Below are 15,808 nucleotides of genomic sequence, written 5' to 3' on the forward strand. Positions count from 1 at the left end.
CCCCCGACCCCCTGCCCCCGCTTCGCGGGGGAGGGGGAGAACTGATTGCTCCCGAGGACGGCGACGGTGTACCCGACCCGCCCGCGCTGGAGCAGTCCGCGCAGGCGGACTTCGTGCCTTTCCAGCGGCGAATTCATTCGCTCCGGCTGGGCGGCCGCGATCATCTTCGTGATCTTCATTCCTGCGGATCGGCTCCGCGCCATCTCCCGCGCCATCTCCCGCCATCCCCCGCGGCACCGTGCTCCGCCTTCCGGACCGCCGCTTGCAGCCGGCATCCGCATCCATCCCGATCGTCCGACCTTTCGCACCGCACCGACCATGCGCCTGCGCACATCCGCCGTTCCCGTCGCGCTCACGATCCTCGCCGCCTGCGCCGCGCCGTCATCGGGATCCACCGCCGGTCCCGCGCCGGCCCGGACCTCGCTGCGGGCGGACGCACCGCCGCCGGCCATGGACGTCATCACCGAGGCGGACCTGCGGCGCGACGTGTTCGCCATGGCGTCGGACTCCATGCGCGGGCGCGAGGCCGGCGAGCTGGACGAGATGCGCGCGTCCATGTGGGTGGCCGAGCGCGCCCGTGAGGCCGGCCTGCTCCCCGCCGGGGACGACGGGACGTACTTCCAGTTCTTTCCCCTGCGCCGCGTGCGCACGGCCGGCAACAGCCGCGTCTCGCTTGGCGGTACGGCGCTGACGCTAGCCCGCGACGTGGTCGTGGCGGCGCCCGTGGACGCGCGCCTGGACCTGCCCGTGGTCTGGGTGGGCGAGGGGCGCGCGGCGGAGCTGGAAGGCGTGGACCTGCGCGGCAAGGCCGTCGCCGCGCTCGTCGTGCCGCCCAACCAGGTGCCCCCGCGCGAGATCAGCCTGTGGTCACGGCGCTACACGCAGGCCGCCGTCCGCGACCGCGCCGCGTTCCTCGTGGAGCGTGGGGCCGCGGCCGTCATCCTGGTGTCGGACTCCGTGTCGGAAACGCAGTTCGGCGTGACGGGCGCGGCCATGCTGCGCGGCCGCTACGCCCTGAGCGACGGCACCGAGGCGCGTCCCGCCGCCACCCCGCCCGTCCTGTGGCTCCCCCGGTCGATGATGGACGCCGTCCGCCGCCCCAACCAGCGCCTGACGGCGGAGCTGATGACGGAAAGCTTCGTCTACCCGTCCGTGAACGTCGTGGCCGTGGCGCCCGGCGCGGACACGGCGCTGCGGGGTGAGTACGTGCTGTTCAGCGGGCACCAGGACCACGACGGCATCCGCGTGCCCGTGAACGGCGACAGCATCTGGAACGGCGCGGACGACAACGCGACCGTCAGCGTGGCCATGCTGGCCATCGCCCGCGCGTTCACGCGGCAGCCGGGGCGGCGCAGCGCGCTGTTCGTGTGGCACGGGGCGGAGGAGCGCGGGCTGCTGGGCTCGCGCTGGTTCGTGCGGCATCCCACGGTGCCGCGCGAGGCCATCGCCGCCGTGCTCAACGGCGACATGATCGGCCGCAACCACCCGGACAGCGCGGCGCTGCTGGGCACGCTGCCGCCGCACCGCTCGTCGGGCGACCTGGTGGACATGACCCTGCGGGCCAACGCGGCCACGGCGCGGTTCGCGCTCGACAGCACCTGGGACGCCACGACGCACCCGGAGGGCTGGTACTTTCGCAGCGATCACCTGCCGTACGCCTGCGCCAACATCCCCAGCGTGTTCTTTACGACGCTGCTGCACCCGGACTACCACACGCCCGAGGACGAGCCGGAGCGCATCGACGTCGCCAAGCTGGCCCGCGCCACCCGGTGGATGTACGCCACGGGCTGGATGGCCGCGCAGGCGGACCAGCGCCCCCGCGTGGAGCCCGGCTTTCGCCTGGAGCGCCCGTGCACGCCGTGAGGGGGATGCGGATCACCGGGTGAGTTCATCCCGGGGAGACGGGACTCCTGCACCGGCGTAGCGCCCCCCATCCCCGACCCTTCCCCCATAAACTGCATGGGGGAAGGGAGAACTTCATCGCGGGCGCCGCGTCCGTGCGGGACGGCGGACTGTCTCTCGCCCGCCGAGGGCCCCCGCCCCCCGCCCCCTGCCCTCGCTGCGCGGGGGAGGGGGAGAACTGCTTTCTTCCGAACACGAGCGGCGGTGTACCCTCCTCGCCCATACGGGGGCAGTCCGCGCAGGCGGAGTTCGCGAACCTCCAGCGGCGATTTCAATCGCTCGGCGCGGACCGGACGACGCGCATCGAGGGATGCTCCGCACGATCCGCCGTTCCTCGCAACACATCCGCCTCCCGACGCGCAGTTCATTCTCTCGAATCCGCTTCCTCGAAATCGGCGCCCCTCCTCATCCGCTTCTAATCAAATGCGAGTGCGATTCGGATTCGCGTATGCGTTGTGTCTTGGAAGGGCGGGCAACGTTGCCCGCGGCCGCGCACATCGAGCGTCCGACATCCATGCCGATCAATCCAGCGTCCCACGTCATCATGCCCAATCGCGCCGTCCCTTCCCTGCGACGGCGCCTTCTTCCCCTCTCGGCTCCGCTGGTCGCCCTCCTGGCTGCGTGCGAAGACCCGGCGGGCGGCGCGCCAGCCACCGCGCAGACGTGCGCCGCACCCATCCAGCTGGCCGTGGGGCAGAGCGCGGACCTGCAGGCGGACGCGGACGGCAAGGTCCGCTGCCGCATCGAGGGCTCGGCCGGCTCCGAGTTCGTCGTGGCCTTCGTGGACACGCGCGCCACGCAAAAGGCGCGGACGGAGAACGAGGGCTACGGCGACGCGTTCTCCGCCTACGCCATCGCCGCCGACCTGAGCGACGACGTCCCCGCGCCACCCGCCCCGCAGCTCCCGTCCGCGTCGGTCTCGCCCGGCGGGGCGCCGGACTTCGACGTGCAGAACGCCCTTCCACCCCAGGGGCACGCCACCTACCGCGCCACGCCGTGGACCTTGGACGAGCGCTTTGGCGTCTACGACGGCGGCACGCAGACGGTGCGCACGGCGCGCGTGCTGCGCATCTACGGCGGCCGCTACGTCTTCGCGTGGCTGGAGGGGGAGAACGAGCCGCAGCTGGCCGCGTTCATGGCGCAGCTGGACAGCGCGTGGGCCGGCATCGTCGCGCACGGCCTGCCGCTGATGCGCGCGGCGTACTCCGACCAGGACCCCGTCACCAGCCCCGGCTCCGGCCAGTACCTGGTGGTGCTGCGCGCCATTGGCCGCGGGACGGCGCTGGGCTGGACGGTGTCCATCCCGGACTTTGGCACGCCGCGCATCTGGACGGAGTTCAAGGTGATCCCGCAGGCCTCGGCACTGAGGCTGGGCGAGATCATGGCGCACGAGCTCGCCCACGCGTTCCAGGCCACGTACATGTTCCGCACGCGCCCCGCCGGCGTGACGGAGAGCGCGGCCGGAGCGGCGTACTGGGGCGTGGAGGGCGGGGCGGACCTCGTGGCGTTCGAGACCACGCGCCGGGTGGCGGGCGTGCCGCTCACGGCCAACCTGGACATGAGCGCCGCGCCCGCGTCCCCCGCCGCGCGGCGCGTGGCCGAGTGGGGCCGCGGCCACGGCGGCGCCCTGACGAACGGCTACGCGGACGCCGCCGGGTTCCTGCGCTGGCAGGCCGCGCTGCGCGTCCGCGCGGGCGACACGGAGGACGCGGCCGTGACCGAGGTGCTGCGGGGCGCGTCGGACGGGTGGTACGGCTTCGACAACGGGGGCGCCAGGCGCACGGGGCTCGTGGAGCGGATGCGCTCCCGCCTGGACGCGGCGTGGTCGCCGGAGGACGCGCTGCTGGACTGGGCCCTGGCCCACGCCGCCGACGACCGCACGACGGAGGCGCGCTGGCAGGACCCCACGTACCTGCGCGTGTGGCAGGGCACGGGCGGGGGCGGCGGCTGGCAGCCCCAGTCGTCCCTCCCCGCGCCGGGAGGCCCGGCATTCGTCTCGCGGCCGTACGGCAGCCCGGACTACCTGGTGATCCGCACGGACCGGAGCGAGCCGTTCGCGGCGTCCAGCAGCGTGCCGGGCGTGCGCTGGCGCATCGTCCGGGTGCGCTGACGGGCACGCGCGCGACGGGTCCGGCGCGGCGGGGGGGCTTCAATTATCCGCCGCGCCGACGATATTTAACGTCTGATCGCACGCGGACCCGTTCACGCAGGACATTCATGGAGCTCGTTCAGGACCCGGAGACGACCACGGCGGCGCCGCCCTCGCTCATGGAAGCGCTGGGCAACGCCGAGCGCCTGGCGGTGCTCGCGGCCACGGGGCTGCTGGACACGCCCCCCGAGGAGGCGTTCGACCGGCTTACGCGCCTGGCGGCCGAGTTCCTGGACGCGCCCCTGGCCCAGGTGAACCTGCTGGACGACCAGCGGCAGTTCTCCAAGAGCAGCGTGGTGCCCGAGGGGTGGCCCGAGGATCCCAACACGCCCCTGGCCGACTGCTACTGCAAGTGGGCCGTGGCGGAGCGCGCGCCCATCGTCGTCACCGACGCGCGGACGGACCCGCGCACCTGCGACACGGGTGCCCTGCGCGACCACAACCTGGTGAGCTACCTGGGCATTCCGCTCATCATGTCCAGCGGGCACGCCCTGGGCACGCTGTGCGTGGCGGGCTTCGAGCCGCGGGAGTGGACGGCGCGCGAGATGCGCGTGCTGAGCGACCTGAGCGCCAGCGCCGCCAACGAGGTGGAGATGCGGCTGAGCGCGGCCGCCCGCCGCGAGCTGGCGCGGATGAAGGAGGAGTTCGTGTCCATCGTGGCGCACGAGCTTCGCACGCCGCTCACGTCCATCCGCGGCAGCCTGGGCCTGCTGGCCAGCGGACGGCTGGACGGCACGCCCCAGGCCCGGCGGATGCTGCAGATCGCCGCGCAGAACAGCGACCGCCTGGTGCGGCTCATCAACGACATGCTGGACCTGGACCGCATGCACAGCGGCCGGCTGGAGATGGAGATGGGCCTGCAGGCGGTGGAGCCGCTGGTGCAGCAGGCCATGGACGCCGTGCAGGGCGCCGCCACGGAGCTGCAGGTGCGGATGGAGGCCCGCATGGACCCCGGCCTGCGCGTGTGGGGCGACGCCGACCGCATCGTGCAGGTGCTCGTGAACCTGCTGTCCAACGCGGCCAAGTTCTCGGATCCCGGGGCGCTGGTGGAGGTGATCGCCGAGGACCGCGGCTCCAACGCGCTGTTCCAGGTGCGCGACCGCGGCCGCGGCATCCCCGCCGACCGGCTGGACGACATCTTCGAGCGCTTTCGGCAGGTGGACTCGTCCGATGCGCGCGACAAGGGGGGCACGGGGCTGGGGCTGGCCATCTGCCGCACCATCGTCCAGCAGCACGGCGGGCGCATCTGGGTTGCGAGCGAGTGGGGCAAGGGGAGCACCTTCTTCTTCACCATCCCCAAGGAAGCGCGCGACGACGACGCCTGACCCGCGCGTCTCCTGACGATCCGACGCAGAGCCGGTGAGGGCACGCTCCCTCGCCGGCTCCGTTCGTTCCTGGCGATCGGATCGAACAAGCCTTGTTTTCCTGAGGGGCCCTCACGAGCTCGACCGCGCCGGATGCGTGCGGCCCCGAAGGATCGTCCCGCCCGGGCAAGGACTCAACCCAGCGGCGAAGTCCCTGCCCCGCGAAGGAGATCCTTCGGTCGCGCCCGGAGTCTCGCGAACGGGCGAGTCCTGCGCGGGCGCTCCCTCAGGAAATCAATTCGATGTGTAGTTCTGTGCGGATTGGTTTCATCGGACCGCCCATCGGCGAGATGCGGCAAGATGCGTCATCCTGAGGAGCCGCCGCGCGATGCTCCTCCGCGCACCAACCATGGCGGCGACGAAGGATCTTGTGTGCGAGACTCGGAGCCCGCTTCCAGACGTGGAGCCGGCCCCGTGGTTTGGACACAAGATCCTTCGGTCGCGCCAAAGTCTTTCGTGCGTTCACGTTCGCGCGGCGCTCCCTGAATAGAAAGCCGCGGCTGGGCTCGTGCGGGGTGGCGTGCCCCGCCCGCGCGCCCCCTCCGGGCTCGCGGAGCTCGCCCACCTCCCCCCAAAAACCCCTGGGGGAGGTTGTACGGCGCAGCTTTCATCCCACGAGGTGCGCAGCGCCGAATGACTCAGGATGACGCTTCCGCGGAGGTGAGATTCCTGACAAATCCGGGGACCACGCGCGCGGGCCGCGGATTGCAGGGGCGGAGCGCGGCGGATAGACTCCGCGCGGAATCCACACCCCCCGAGGGCACGACGATGAGCACGCAGGCGCAGTTCCCCGCCGAAACGAGCAAGAGCGGCGAGTTCGTCCGGCAGCAGTACACCATCCGCGACCGCATCACGGCCGACGGCTCCTCCGGCTTTCCCGCGGAGGCCGGCCGCTACCACCTCTACGTCTCCCTGGCGTGCCCGTGGGCGCACCGGGCCCTCATCGTACGCCGACTGCTGGGGCTGGAGGACGTGATCGGGATGACGGTGGTGGACCCCATCCGCGACGAGCAGGGCTGGGCCTTTCGCGAGGGGCCGGGGCACGGGCCCGATCCCGTCTGCAGCTTTCAATATCTTTCCGAGGCGTACCTGCGCACGGACCCGTCGTACACGGGCCGCTACACCGTTCCGTGCATCTGGGACCGCGTGTCCGGCCGCCTGGTGACGAACAACTATCCCGACATCACGATCGACTTCGAGACGCAGTTCACGGCGTTCCACAAGCCGGGCGCGCCGGACCTGTATCCGGAGCACCTGCGGGCGGAGATCGACGAGATCAGCGACCTCGTCTACCGCGACGTGAACAACGGCGTGTACCGCGCCGGGTTCGCCGCCGCGCAGGAGGCGTACGAGGCCGCCGTCACACGCCTGTTCGACCGGCTGGGCTGGCTGGAGGCGCGGCTGTCCTCGCGGCGCTGGCTCGTGGGCGGCCAGCTGACGGAGGCGGACATCCGGCTGTACACCACGCTGGCGCGCTTCGACAGCGTGTACGTGGGCCACTTCAAGTGCAACCTGCGCCGCCTGGTGGACTACCCGAACCTGTGGGCGTACGCGCGCGACCTGTACCAGCGCCCGGCGTTCGGCGAGACGACGGACCAGGACCACATCAAGCGCCACTACTACATGACGCACGACCAGCTGAACCCCACGCGCATCGTGCCGCTGGGGCCCCTGGTGGACTGGACGGCGCCGCACGGGCGGGAGGCGCTTTCGTGACGGAGCGGGCGGAACGGCTGCGGGTCCGCGACGCGCGCCCGGAGGACCGTGCCGCCGCGTCGGACGTGACGCTGGCGGCGTACGGCGAGTTCGCGGAAACGATGGAGCCGGAGGCGTGGGCGGGGCTGGATGCCGCCGTGCGCGCCGCCCTCGCCTCGGATGACCCGACGGTGCAGCGCATCGTGGCGGAGTGCGACGGGCAGGTCGTGGGGAGCGTGATGCTGTACCCGCCGGCCAGCGACGCGTACGCCGGCTACACCGAGGCCGCCACGGTGCCGGAGCTGCGCCTGCTGGCCGTGGCGCCGTCCGCGCGGGGGATGGGCGTGGGCCGGGCGCTGGTGGAGGAGTGCATCCGCCGCGCGCGGGCCATCGGCGCGGCGGAGCTGGGGCTGCACACGTCCCGGAGCATGGAGGTGGCGCTGCGGATGTACGAGCAGATGGGCTTCGTGCGCGCGCCGGAGCACGACTTTCAGCCCCCCGGCGCCGAGCTCGTCACCGGCTACCGCCTCCCGCTGCGGTAGGGGAGCAACTGCATTCTCACGCAGAGGGGGCAGGGGCAGCAGGGGACTGCAACCGATTTTCTCACGCAGAGCCGCAGAGGCGCAGAGAACTGCAACGGGGTTTCTGCTATCCTTCCGCGGGCCGCGCCTGGGGCGGCAGGGCTTCGGCGAAGGCGGCGGCGCGCTCCCCGGAGGGAAAGCGCGCCTCCACGTGACCCTCGTTGGAGAACAGCAGCACGCACGAGCAGTCGTCGGGGATCACGTACAGGTCCTCGGCCACGCTCCACCCGAAGACGAAGAACGCGTTCACGATCAGCCACAGGTCCGGCAGCTCCTTGACGCCCAGCCGCAGCGCGCCGCTCCCGCCCCCGTAGCCCAGCGCCTCCAGCAGCCGGTCCAGCGCGGCGTTGCGCAGGCCGCCCTCCTGGCCAAACTCGTCCATCCACGGTCCCCCGCCCCGCCGCCACACCCACCACGGCCCACCCTGCATGGCGGCATTCAGCACGCTCCACGTAAAGTCCGGCACGTCGGACGTGATGCCGCCGGGGCGCCACCGCCGGTCCACGGACGTGCCCTCCGCGAAGGTCAGCCGGTCGCCCGTGCCGCGCTCCGGGTCGGCGATGATGCCGCGCTGCTGCAGCCAGCCAAAGAACCGCACGTCCTCCAGGATCTGCATCTCGTACGTCTGCTCGCGTGGATGAAAGGCGGATCAGTCCTGCTTGCGGTTGTCGTTCCCGGCGGCCATGGCCGCGCCCAGGCGCGTCATCAGGTCGGCCACGTTGGCCTGCGCCAGCTCCTCGCCCACGCGCGCGCCGGCCGCGGCCAGGCTGCCCTGCTCCGCCGCCATCCGCCGTCCCGTGGGCGTCTGGTAGAAGGCGACGATGTCGCGCAGCTCCCGCTCCGTGAACGCCTCGGCGTAGATCTGGGCGAACGAGGACGTGGCCTCGGGGCTCTTGAAGACGTCCATGATCCACTCCTCCAGCACGCCGCGGTAGGGCGCCATCTCGGGCGAGGCCTGGATCTGCTGGTCCAGCATGATCTTTACGCCGGCCATGGCGGTGCCCTGCAGGTCCGCCAGCTGGATGAGCCGCGTGGCCAGCTCCAGCTCCGAGTCGGAGACCTGGGCGGCCTCCGCGGGCCGTGCCGGCGCGTTGCCGGGCTGCGCGGCCGCCACGGCGGGGATGAACGCGAGCGAGCCGGCGAGCAGGATCTGTGTGATGCGCATGTGCAGTCTCGATGGATGGGGGAGGGGTGCGGGTCGCACCTCGCGCGAAGATGCGCGCGCCGTCGCCGAAAGGCAACGTGTGCGCGATCCATCGTGCGCAGTTGCAGTTCTCCGCGTCCTCCGCGGCTCTGCGTGAGGATGCAGTTGCAGTTCCTCTGCTGCCCCTGCTCCCTCTGCGTGAGAACGCCGTTGCCGTTGCCCCCGGTGGATTGCCCGCAAACAAAAATCTACCGTCCCCCGGCCCGTGAACGTACCTTGCCCGACGATATCGGACGGAGTTCATCACGATCGGCCGGGGAAAGGGATTCATGATCCGCTACATCGTCACGGGACTGGGCCTGGTGATCGCGGCGGTTGCCGCCGTCGCGGAGTTTGCCCCGAGCGAGTCACGCAGGCTGGCCGGCCTGGACGACAGCTTCAATGAAAGCATGGAACGGGTGCGGCAGGGAGCCGCGGTGCAGGAAGACGACCTGTCGTCGTACGGGTGCTACGAGCTGGGCCTGTTGCGCAACGCGGCGTATGCGCGGCACGGGCGGGTGTTCGAGAAGCCGGAATACCGCGACTACTTTGCCCGGCAGCCGTGGTACCGGCCCGACCCCGCGTTCTCGGATTCCCGCGACATGACCTACGAGGACCGCGCGAACGTGCGGCGCATCACTGGGGCCGAGGAACGCTGCCGCTGATTTCCGGCGGGAGGGACCGCAGTCGCAGTTCTCCGCAGCCTCCGCGGCTCTGCGTGAGAATGCAGTTGCAGTACTCTGCTGCCCCTGCTCCCTCTGCGTGAGAATGCCGTTGCCGTTGCTCCCGATGCATGCCAGGAACGAACCGGCCGGCGACCTCTCGCGAGATCGCCGGCCGTTCCGCTCAGCGCCGTACAGCGCGCGTCAGTGGCTGGTGCCGCCCGACGTCGCCTCGCCCGTGGGAAAGCCGCGCTTGCGCATCAGCGCCTCGATTTGCGGATCGCGGCCCCGGAAGCGGCGATATGCCTCGGCCGGGTCCATCGTGTTGCCGATGGAGAAGATGTTCTCGCGCAGGCGCCGCGCCACGTCGGCGTCGTACAGGCCGCCGGGTGCCTCCGTGAACGCCTCGGCCGCGTCGGCCGTGATCACGTCGCTCCACAGGTAGCTGTAGTAGCCCGCCGAGTAGCCGTCGCTGCTGAACACGTGGCCAAACTGCGGCGTGCGGTGGCGCATCACGATCTCCGCCGGCATCCCCAGCTCCGCCAGCGTCTCGCGCTCGAACGCGTCCGGGTCGATGGTGGCGTTGCCGGCCAGGTGCAGCTTCATGTCCACCAGGGCGCTGGCCAGGTACTCCACCGTGCCGAAGCCCTGGTTGAAGGTGGAGGCCGACTTGATGCGGTCCACCAGCGCCTGCGGGATGGGCTCACCCGTCTGGTAGTGCGTGGCAAAGCGCTGCAGCACCTGCGGCGTGCTCAGCCAGTGCTCCAGCAGCTGCGACGGGAACTCCACGTAGTCGCGCGCCACGGCCGTGCCGCTGAGCGACGGGTAGGTGACGTTGCTGCTCAGGCCGTGCAGCGCGTGGCCAAACTCGTGAAAGAGCGTCGTGGCGTCGTCCCACGAGATCAGGACGGGCTCGCCCGGGGCGCCCTTCACGAAGTTGGAGTTGTTGCTGACGATGGTGGTGACCTCGCCGCGGAAGCGCTCCTGGTTGCGGTACGCGTTCATCCACGCGCCCGAGCGCTTGCCCGGCCGGGCGTACGGATCAAAGTACCACAGCCCCACGTGGCGCCCCGTGGCGCGGTCCGTCACCTCCCACACCCGCACGTCGGGGTGGTACACGGGCACGTTGGTCACGGGCTGAAAGGCGAAGCCGAACAGCTCGCCGGCCACCCAGAACATCCCCTCGCGCAGCCGCTCCAGCTGCAGGTACGGCTTGACCTGGTTCTGGTCCAGGTCGTAGCGCGCCTTGCGCACCTTTTCCTGGTAGAAGCGGTAGTCCCAGGGCTGGATGTCCACGGGCGTGCCCTCGGCCGCGGCCACCTGCTCCATGTCGGCCACTTCCTGGCGCACGCGGGCCACGGCGGGCGTCCACACGGCCTCCATGAGCTCCATGGCACGCTCCGGCGTGCCGGCCATGGCGTTCTCCAGCCGCCAGTGGGCGTGCGTGGGGTAGCCCAGCAGGTTGGCGCGCTCCGCCCGCAGCTTGAGGATCTCGGTGATGATGGCGTTGTTGTCGTGCGCGTCGCCGTTGTCGCCGCGGTTCACGAACATGCGCCACGCCCGCTCGCGCAGGTCACGCCGCGTGCTGTAGGTGAGGAACGGGTCGATGGACGAGCGCGTGTTGGTGATGACCCACGCGCCGGGCTGGTTGCGGCTCTGCGCCGCCTGCGCGGCCGCCGCCACCAGCGAGGGCGGCAGCCCCGCCAGCTCCGCCGAGTCGCGCAGCACCATGGTGTGGTCGGTCTCGTCGGCCAGCACGTTCTGGCTGAAGCGCGTGTACAGCTCCGCCAGGCGCTGGTTGATGGCCGACAGGCGCTCCTTGGCCGGCTCGTCCAGCCGGGCGCCGGCCCGGACGAAGTTGGTGTACGAGCGCCACACCAGGCGCCGCTGCTCCGGCGTGAGGTTCACCGTGTCGGGCGACTCGTAGATGGCCGCGATGCGGCGGAACAGCGCCGTGTTGCCCGTGACCTGGTCGCCGAACGCCGCCAGCCGGGGCGCCATCTCGCGCTCCACGGCCGCGAACTCCGGCGTGTTCATGGTGCTGCTCCAGATGCCGTACGAGGTGCTCACGCGGTCCAGCATGCGGCCGGCGTTCTCCAGCGCCTCGATGGTGTTCTGAAAGGTGGGCGCGGCCGGGTTGCGGGCGATGCGCTCGATTTCGGCCAGGTTTTCAGCCATGGCCGTTTCCAGCGCGGGCTTGAAGTGCTCCACCCGCACCTGGTCGAACGGGGGGATGCCGCCGTACGGCCCCGTCCACTCGGCCAGCAGCGGATTTTGCTGCGCCCCGGCGCCCGTGACGGCCGCGGCCGTGAGCACGAGGGCCGCGCCGGGGATGATGAAGGTATCGCGCATTCGCATCGTTTCGATGACGGTTGGAGAAGCCGGCCGCGCGCCCTGCCGGTGCGCGGAGGCCCGAATATGCACTCCCGGTGTCCCGGGTACAAGCCGTCACGATACCCGCCATCCCGTCATCTGTTTCCACGCCCGGGAAGCGCCGTCTCGGAGCCGGAGCGGCTGAAGCCGCCGCAACGACTGTGGAAAGCCTCACGAACGGCGTGAGGCTTCAATGGCTGGTTCGTGGCTCGAGGTGCACACCGACGGGCACGCGCTGGGGCAGTCCGCGCAGGCGGACTTCGCGAATTTCCAGCGGCGAATTCATTCGCTCCGGCGGGGTGCGGCCGTCTCCGGCAGATACTTTCACATCCTGCACGCGTCGGCTCAGCGCGGCGGCGCGGGCGGGCAGCCTTCCGGCTGGAGGGTGTAGCTGAGCGACACGATGCGCCACGCGCCCTCCACCCGCACCAGCTGGAACGCATCCACTCCGCAGTGGCTGAACTGCGCGCCGCGATGGAAGTCGTACGGCGCCCAGAGCGTCGCCAGGTCGCCGTCGATGCGCACCTCGGCATCCCACATCCGCTCCAGCAGCGCCTCCGGCGCCGTGGCGATGCTGCCCAGGAACTCGCCCACGGCGCGTTCACGCATCATCGCCACCCCGTTCTGCCGCCCCACGGCAACGATGCGCGCCTGCGGGGTGAACAGGCGCTTGATCGCCACCGTGTCGCGCGTCCGCATGGCGTCGAACAGCCGGTCGGCCACGGCGACGACGGCGGCGGCTTCCGGGCTTGGCGCGGGCGCGGCGGCCGTGCGCGCCGTCGTGCATCCGGCCAGGGAGACGAGGAGCAGCAGTGCGATGCGCTTCATCGTTCGATGAAGAAGGAAATGGGAGGATCAGGGTGATGCACGTCAGCCGATGCGCTCGCCGCCGCGCCACGTCCCGGAAACTGCGGCGTGTCGTCCGTCACGTGGAAGTAGATGATGAGCCCCAGCGACGGCGCGGAGAGCGTACGCGTGTCGTGGTCGATCCGCCGCCACGCCGTCTCCACGCGCGGAGCCAGCAGCGCCTCGATGCCCGCGCGATCCAGCGCGAACAGGTCCGCGCCGAACAGCGTCGCCTGCCCGGCGGCAAGGCTCACGCCCACCAGTCCGTGCTCCGCGTGCAGGATCGCGTCCACCTCGCCCGGGAACGCGAGCGCCGTCCGCGCGCCGTCGTCGTACAGCTCGCGCTCCGCCGGCTCGCCCAGGACGGCGCGCACCGCCGCCTCGTCCATCCCGAACCGCAGCGTCCCCACGCCCACGTGTGGAATCAGTCGCATGATCTGCCGAATGGCGGGACGCATCACGGGTAGCCCATCCGGCGGTAGTCGCTCACCTTCCAGCCATACTGCTCGATGACCTCGGCGGGAGGATGGGGGCTGTTCAGTGACCAGGCCGCCCTGCGCGCGATCTGGGGAAGCGCGTAGTCCGCCCAGTGCTCCGGGCGAACGATCGTGTCGGGTGGGTCGCCGAAGCGCATCGCCACCTCCCGGTCTCCCTCAACCGTCTGCGCGGGAAGGTACAGGTTGACGGGCACGCGCCCGGCGAAGCCAAGCTCCACGAGGGCCTTGGGCTGCTCTCCCAGCCCCCAGTATGCCTCTCCGAACCCCGAGTCCCCGGGCTTGTGAGCCTGGGCGGAGTGCATCCGCTCCAGTGCCTCTCGAAGGACGGGCGCCCCGGGATCGAGCGGCTCCAGCTCGCCTTTGAAGGTGCGAAAGAGGGCGACCAGCTCGGTACCCAGCAGCAGGCGCGAGAATCGGTTCACCGGCTCCAGCGCGCGCCCGGGAAACGCATACGCATATTCATGATACTGCTCGTGCAGCTCGCGCAGCAGCCGGGGAAGCACCAGGTCAGCGTACTCCAGCAGTCGGGCGAGCCGGTCGCGCCGCCGCCGCTCCTGGGCTACGAACGCGTCCCGGTGCTCCCCGTCCAGGCTCTTTGCCCGGTCGATGGCTGCCCGCGACGTCGCCTCGAACAGCCCGTCGGCGTCCACGACGATCCGCCGGAGGGGCGCCGCGGCTTTTCGCAGCAGGTCCAGGACGCGGGATTCGTCGAAGTGGCAGGGCCGCTCCCGGTCCAGGGGCAGGGGCTCCACGGCGTTCAGGCATCCCCGCGCGAGCGTCTGCAGCACCTGGTCGTTCAGCCCGCCACCCGCGTTCACGTAGGCCCAGTCCTTCAGCAATCCTAGCGGAACTACCGGCCCCAGCACGACGGGGATGATCAACGGCATTCCCGCCCCGCGGTTCCGCTCTACGGCCCACTCGAGCTCCCGCCGTACCCACTCCGACTCCGACGAGGCGTCCGTAACCAGCTGAACGAACACCTCCGCATCCCGGATGCGTTCGGGCAGGACGCGCGAAAGGTTCTGCCCCAGGAGCGACGTTTCGTCCTCCATACGTACCTGGCAGCCGCGATCGGCAAGAAAACGGCTGACCTCCCCGGCTGGACCCCGATCGGTGTAGCGATACGACAGAAAGACCCTGGGGCCGCTACCTCGAAGAAACGAAGACATGTCGATTCAAATTGATCCGAAAGGGTCTGCGCCACCTGACCGGAGGCCGCGACGGCGGGGATGCATCACATACGAACATCCTCCCCGAACGTACGCAAGCGCTCGCGGTCCGGCGCAAAGACGTGGATCTCCTCGTCGTGGCAGAGCATCACCACGCACGATTGATCGGCGGGGACGAGGTACACGTCGTCTCCCCCGTTCCACGGCCACGCCGCGAACGCGCGGAGGAGGCCCATCATGGGCTCCGTCTCGTCCGCGCCAAAGCCCAGCGCGCCGCCGAAGTCGCGCGGCACGCCGGCCGCCCCCGCCGCCGCGGCGATCCCCTCCGCGGACGCAAAGCCGCCGTACCAGCCGCCGCCCCCGCGCGGCCACAGCCACCACGGCCCGCCGGCCGACGCGGCGCGGACGACCGCCGCGAGCCACGCATCCCGCGCCTCACCCGCATCCGGTGCCTCCCACGTGCGGGTGGCGTCCTGCGCCGCGCCAAAGTACAGCCACGTGCGCCCGGACTTCGGCTCGGCGCCCGTGATCCCCGCCTCCGCCAGCCACGCGATGAACGTGGCGTCATCCATCCGCTGCATGTGAACCGGAGAGCCTGGGGAGCGCAACGAAAAGCCCGCGACCGGGCGTGGTCACGGGCTGAATACCATCTGGACTGCAGGCAAATGTCAACCCGGATGTGGCGCCTGCACAAAGTCGGAGGGAGCTGAAGTCAGCACCTCACCACCGGGGACAGTACGCATGTAGAATTCGTGTCCGGCCAGCAGATTCATCCCGATCATCGAGACATTCTCAGCGATGTCCACCGACACATCTCGCACGCCGCCGTTCCACAGCAACTGCGCCGCCCGGATCGTCATCGGGACCAGACTTCCATCCGCCAGCCTGGCAGTCACCTGGCCTACGTACGGAAGCCCGAGCGCGGCAGCCACCGCCGGATGGAGCGAAATGGTTCCCGCGAAGCCCGTATCCACTACGAACTCCAGCCGTTCTTCCTGGCCTCCCGGACCACAGACCGTGAGCTCGACCGTCGCCTCGAAGGAATCGTTGACGACGCCGACAATCATGCCCCACCCCTGGGTCGCGAGTCACGGCCTCCGAAGGAATGCACATACGCGAACCCCACCCGCTTGAACCAGAGCTGGGCCCCAGGAACGGACTCGAACACCTGGTGCGCAGTCGCCAGCAGGTCGGACCCGAGGGCGTACGCACCCGTCTCCACGTCGATGGCGACGATGCGGCCGGTATCCTCCGCCGTCATCCGGGGAAGGATGTCCCGCTCGTAGATCGCGTCGCCCATGCGGGCGAGCTCATCGGGGGCGTAGCGCGGCTTGATCATGGTTCGAACGTAACCACGTTTCCAGCCCCGATCAAGTGGGAGGTTGAC

At 70.7% G+C, this 15,808-nt stretch carries 15 protein-coding genes; 6 read left to right on the forward strand and 9 right to left on the reverse strand.

Annotated elements, in window-relative coordinates; genetic code table 11:
- Positions 1 to 318: 318 nt before the first annotated feature.
- From VFZ20_RS05005 to VFZ20_RS05025, 5 genes are all read left to right on the forward strand, one after another.
- Entirely contained in the window at positions 319 to 1,863 is a 1,545-nt protein-coding gene (locus tag VFZ20_RS05005; protein ID WP_329682736.1) for a M28 family peptidase, read from the forward strand.
- Positions 1,864 to 2,416: 553 nt separating this feature from the next.
- Entirely contained in the window at positions 2,417 to 4,012 is a 1,596-nt protein-coding gene (locus tag VFZ20_RS05010) for a hypothetical protein (RefSeq protein ID WP_329682737.1), read from the forward strand.
- A 107-nt stretch (positions 4,013 to 4,119) separates the two neighbouring features.
- Positions 4,120 to 5,376, forward strand: coding sequence for a GAF domain-containing sensor histidine kinase (locus VFZ20_RS05015; protein ID WP_329682738.1), 1,257 nt, complete (start codon positions 4,120 to 4,122; stop codon positions 5,374 to 5,376).
- 807 nt (positions 5,377 to 6,183) lie between these two features.
- The gene (locus VFZ20_RS05020) at positions 6,184 to 7,131 is read left to right on the forward strand and encodes a glutathione S-transferase family protein (RefSeq protein WP_329682739.1); all 948 of its coding nucleotides are present in this window, start codon (positions 6,184 to 6,186) and stop codon (positions 7,129 to 7,131) included.
- Positions 7,128 to 7,652 carry a GNAT family N-acetyltransferase gene (locus VFZ20_RS05025; RefSeq protein WP_329682740.1) on the forward strand — a complete coding sequence of 175 codons (525 nt, stop codon included), beginning with the start codon at positions 7,128 to 7,130 and terminating at the stop codon, positions 7,650 to 7,652. Before VFZ20_RS05020 ends, VFZ20_RS05025 begins: the two co-directional genes overlap by 4 nt.
- Positions 7,653 to 7,758: 106 nt before the next feature.
- On the opposite strand, the gene VFZ20_RS05030 is transcribed toward VFZ20_RS05025, so the two are convergent.
- Both VFZ20_RS05030 and VFZ20_RS05035 read right to left on the reverse strand, forming a co-directional pair.
- Positions 7,759 to 8,307 (reverse strand): hypothetical protein, encoded by a 549-nt coding sequence (locus VFZ20_RS05030; protein ID WP_329682741.1) that lies wholly within the window; start codon positions 8,305 to 8,307, stop codon positions 7,759 to 7,761.
- A gap of 33 nt (positions 8,308 to 8,340) precedes the next feature.
- Positions 8,341 to 8,856, reverse strand: coding sequence for a DUF2059 domain-containing protein (locus VFZ20_RS05035; RefSeq protein WP_329682742.1), 516 nt, complete (start codon positions 8,854 to 8,856; stop codon positions 8,341 to 8,343).
- Between the two features lie 308 nt (positions 8,857 to 9,164).
- Between VFZ20_RS05035 and VFZ20_RS05040 the strand changes: the two genes are divergently transcribed.
- Positions 9,165 to 9,539, forward strand: coding sequence for a YARHG domain-containing protein (locus VFZ20_RS05040; protein WP_329682743.1), 375 nt, complete (start codon positions 9,165 to 9,167; stop codon positions 9,537 to 9,539).
- Positions 9,540 to 9,740: 201 nt separating this feature from the next.
- Here VFZ20_RS05040 and VFZ20_RS05045 read toward each other — a convergent pair whose 3' ends face one another.
- From VFZ20_RS05045 to VFZ20_RS05075, 7 genes are all read right to left on the reverse strand, one after another.
- Positions 9,741 to 11,894, reverse strand: a complete 2,154-nt coding sequence (locus tag VFZ20_RS05045) for a M3 family metallopeptidase (RefSeq protein ID WP_329682744.1) — start codon at positions 11,892 to 11,894, stop codon at positions 9,741 to 9,743.
- A 360-nt stretch (positions 11,895 to 12,254) separates the two neighbouring features.
- Positions 12,255 to 12,737 (reverse strand): nuclear transport factor 2 family protein, encoded by a 483-nt coding sequence (locus VFZ20_RS05050; protein WP_329682745.1) that lies wholly within the window; start codon positions 12,735 to 12,737, stop codon positions 12,255 to 12,257.
- Positions 12,734 to 13,189 (reverse strand): hypothetical protein, encoded by a 456-nt coding sequence (locus VFZ20_RS05055; RefSeq protein ID WP_329682746.1) that lies wholly within the window; start codon positions 13,187 to 13,189, stop codon positions 12,734 to 12,736. Before VFZ20_RS05055 ends, VFZ20_RS05050 begins: the two co-directional genes overlap by 4 nt.
- A 23-nt stretch (positions 13,190 to 13,212) precedes the next feature.
- Complete coding sequence (locus VFZ20_RS05060) at positions 13,213 to 14,421, reverse strand: toll/interleukin-1 receptor domain-containing protein (RefSeq protein ID WP_329682747.1); 1,209 nt, start codon at positions 14,419 to 14,421, stop codon at positions 13,213 to 13,215.
- A 65-nt stretch (positions 14,422 to 14,486) separates the two neighbouring features.
- The gene (locus VFZ20_RS05065; RefSeq protein ID WP_329682748.1) at positions 14,487 to 15,002 is read right to left on the reverse strand and encodes a hypothetical protein; all 516 of its coding nucleotides are present in this window, start codon (positions 15,000 to 15,002) and stop codon (positions 14,487 to 14,489) included.
- A gap of 87 nt (positions 15,003 to 15,089) precedes the next feature.
- Positions 15,090 to 15,488 (reverse strand): aspartyl protease family protein, encoded by a 399-nt coding sequence (locus VFZ20_RS05070; RefSeq protein WP_329682749.1) that lies wholly within the window; start codon positions 15,486 to 15,488, stop codon positions 15,090 to 15,092.
- A partial coding sequence (locus VFZ20_RS05075) for a hypothetical protein (protein ID WP_329682750.1) occupies positions 15,485 to 15,808 on the reverse strand: 324 nt, incomplete at its 5' end. The genes VFZ20_RS05070 and VFZ20_RS05075, both read right to left, overlap by 4 nt.

It is taken from the genome of Longimicrobium sp., from assembly GCF_036280135.1.
Taxonomy (GTDB): domain Bacteria; phylum Gemmatimonadota; class Gemmatimonadetes; order Longimicrobiales; family Longimicrobiaceae; genus Longimicrobium.

Excerpts from the sequence above, each read along its gene's own strand:
- VFZ20_RS05005 (WP_329682736.1), top strand. The coding sequence starts at position 319 with ATGCGCCTGCGCACATCCGCCGTTCCCGTCGCGCTCACGATCCTCGCC.
- VFZ20_RS05010 (WP_329682737.1), top strand. The coding sequence starts at position 2,417 with ATGCCGATCAATCCAGCGTCCCACGTCATCATGCCCAATCGCGCCGTC.
- VFZ20_RS05015 (WP_329682738.1), top strand. The coding sequence starts at position 4,120 with ATGGAGCTCGTTCAGGACCCGGAGACGACCACGGCGGCGCCGCCCTCG.
- VFZ20_RS05020 (WP_329682739.1), top strand. The coding sequence starts at position 6,184 with ATGAGCACGCAGGCGCAGTTCCCCGCCGAAACGAGCAAGAGCGGCGAG.
- VFZ20_RS05030 (WP_329682741.1), bottom strand. The coding sequence starts at position 8,307 with ATGCAGATCCTGGAGGACGTGCGGTTCTTTGGCTGGCTGCAGCAGCGC.
- VFZ20_RS05035 (WP_329682742.1), bottom strand. The coding sequence starts at position 8,856 with ATGCGCATCACACAGATCCTGCTCGCCGGCTCGCTCGCGTTCATCCCC.
- VFZ20_RS05040 (WP_329682743.1), top strand. The coding sequence starts at position 9,165 with ATGATCCGCTACATCGTCACGGGACTGGGCCTGGTGATCGCGGCGGTT.
- VFZ20_RS05045 (WP_329682744.1), bottom strand. The coding sequence starts at position 11,894 with ATGCGAATGCGCGATACCTTCATCATCCCCGGCGCGGCCCTCGTGCTC.
- VFZ20_RS05050 (WP_329682745.1), bottom strand. The coding sequence starts at position 12,737 with ATGAAGCGCATCGCACTGCTGCTCCTCGTCTCCCTGGCCGGATGCACG.
- VFZ20_RS05055 (WP_329682746.1), bottom strand. The coding sequence starts at position 13,189 with ATGCGACTGATTCCACACGTGGGCGTGGGGACGCTGCGGTTCGGGATG.
- VFZ20_RS05060 (WP_329682747.1), bottom strand. The coding sequence starts at position 14,421 with ATGTCTTCGTTTCTTCGAGGTAGCGGCCCCAGGGTCTTTCTGTCGTAT.
- VFZ20_RS05065 (WP_329682748.1), bottom strand. The coding sequence starts at position 15,002 with ATGCAGCGGATGGATGACGCCACGTTCATCGCGTGGCTGGCGGAGGCG.
- VFZ20_RS05070 (WP_329682749.1), bottom strand. The coding sequence starts at position 15,488 with ATGATTGTCGGCGTCGTCAACGATTCCTTCGAGGCGACGGTCGAGCTC.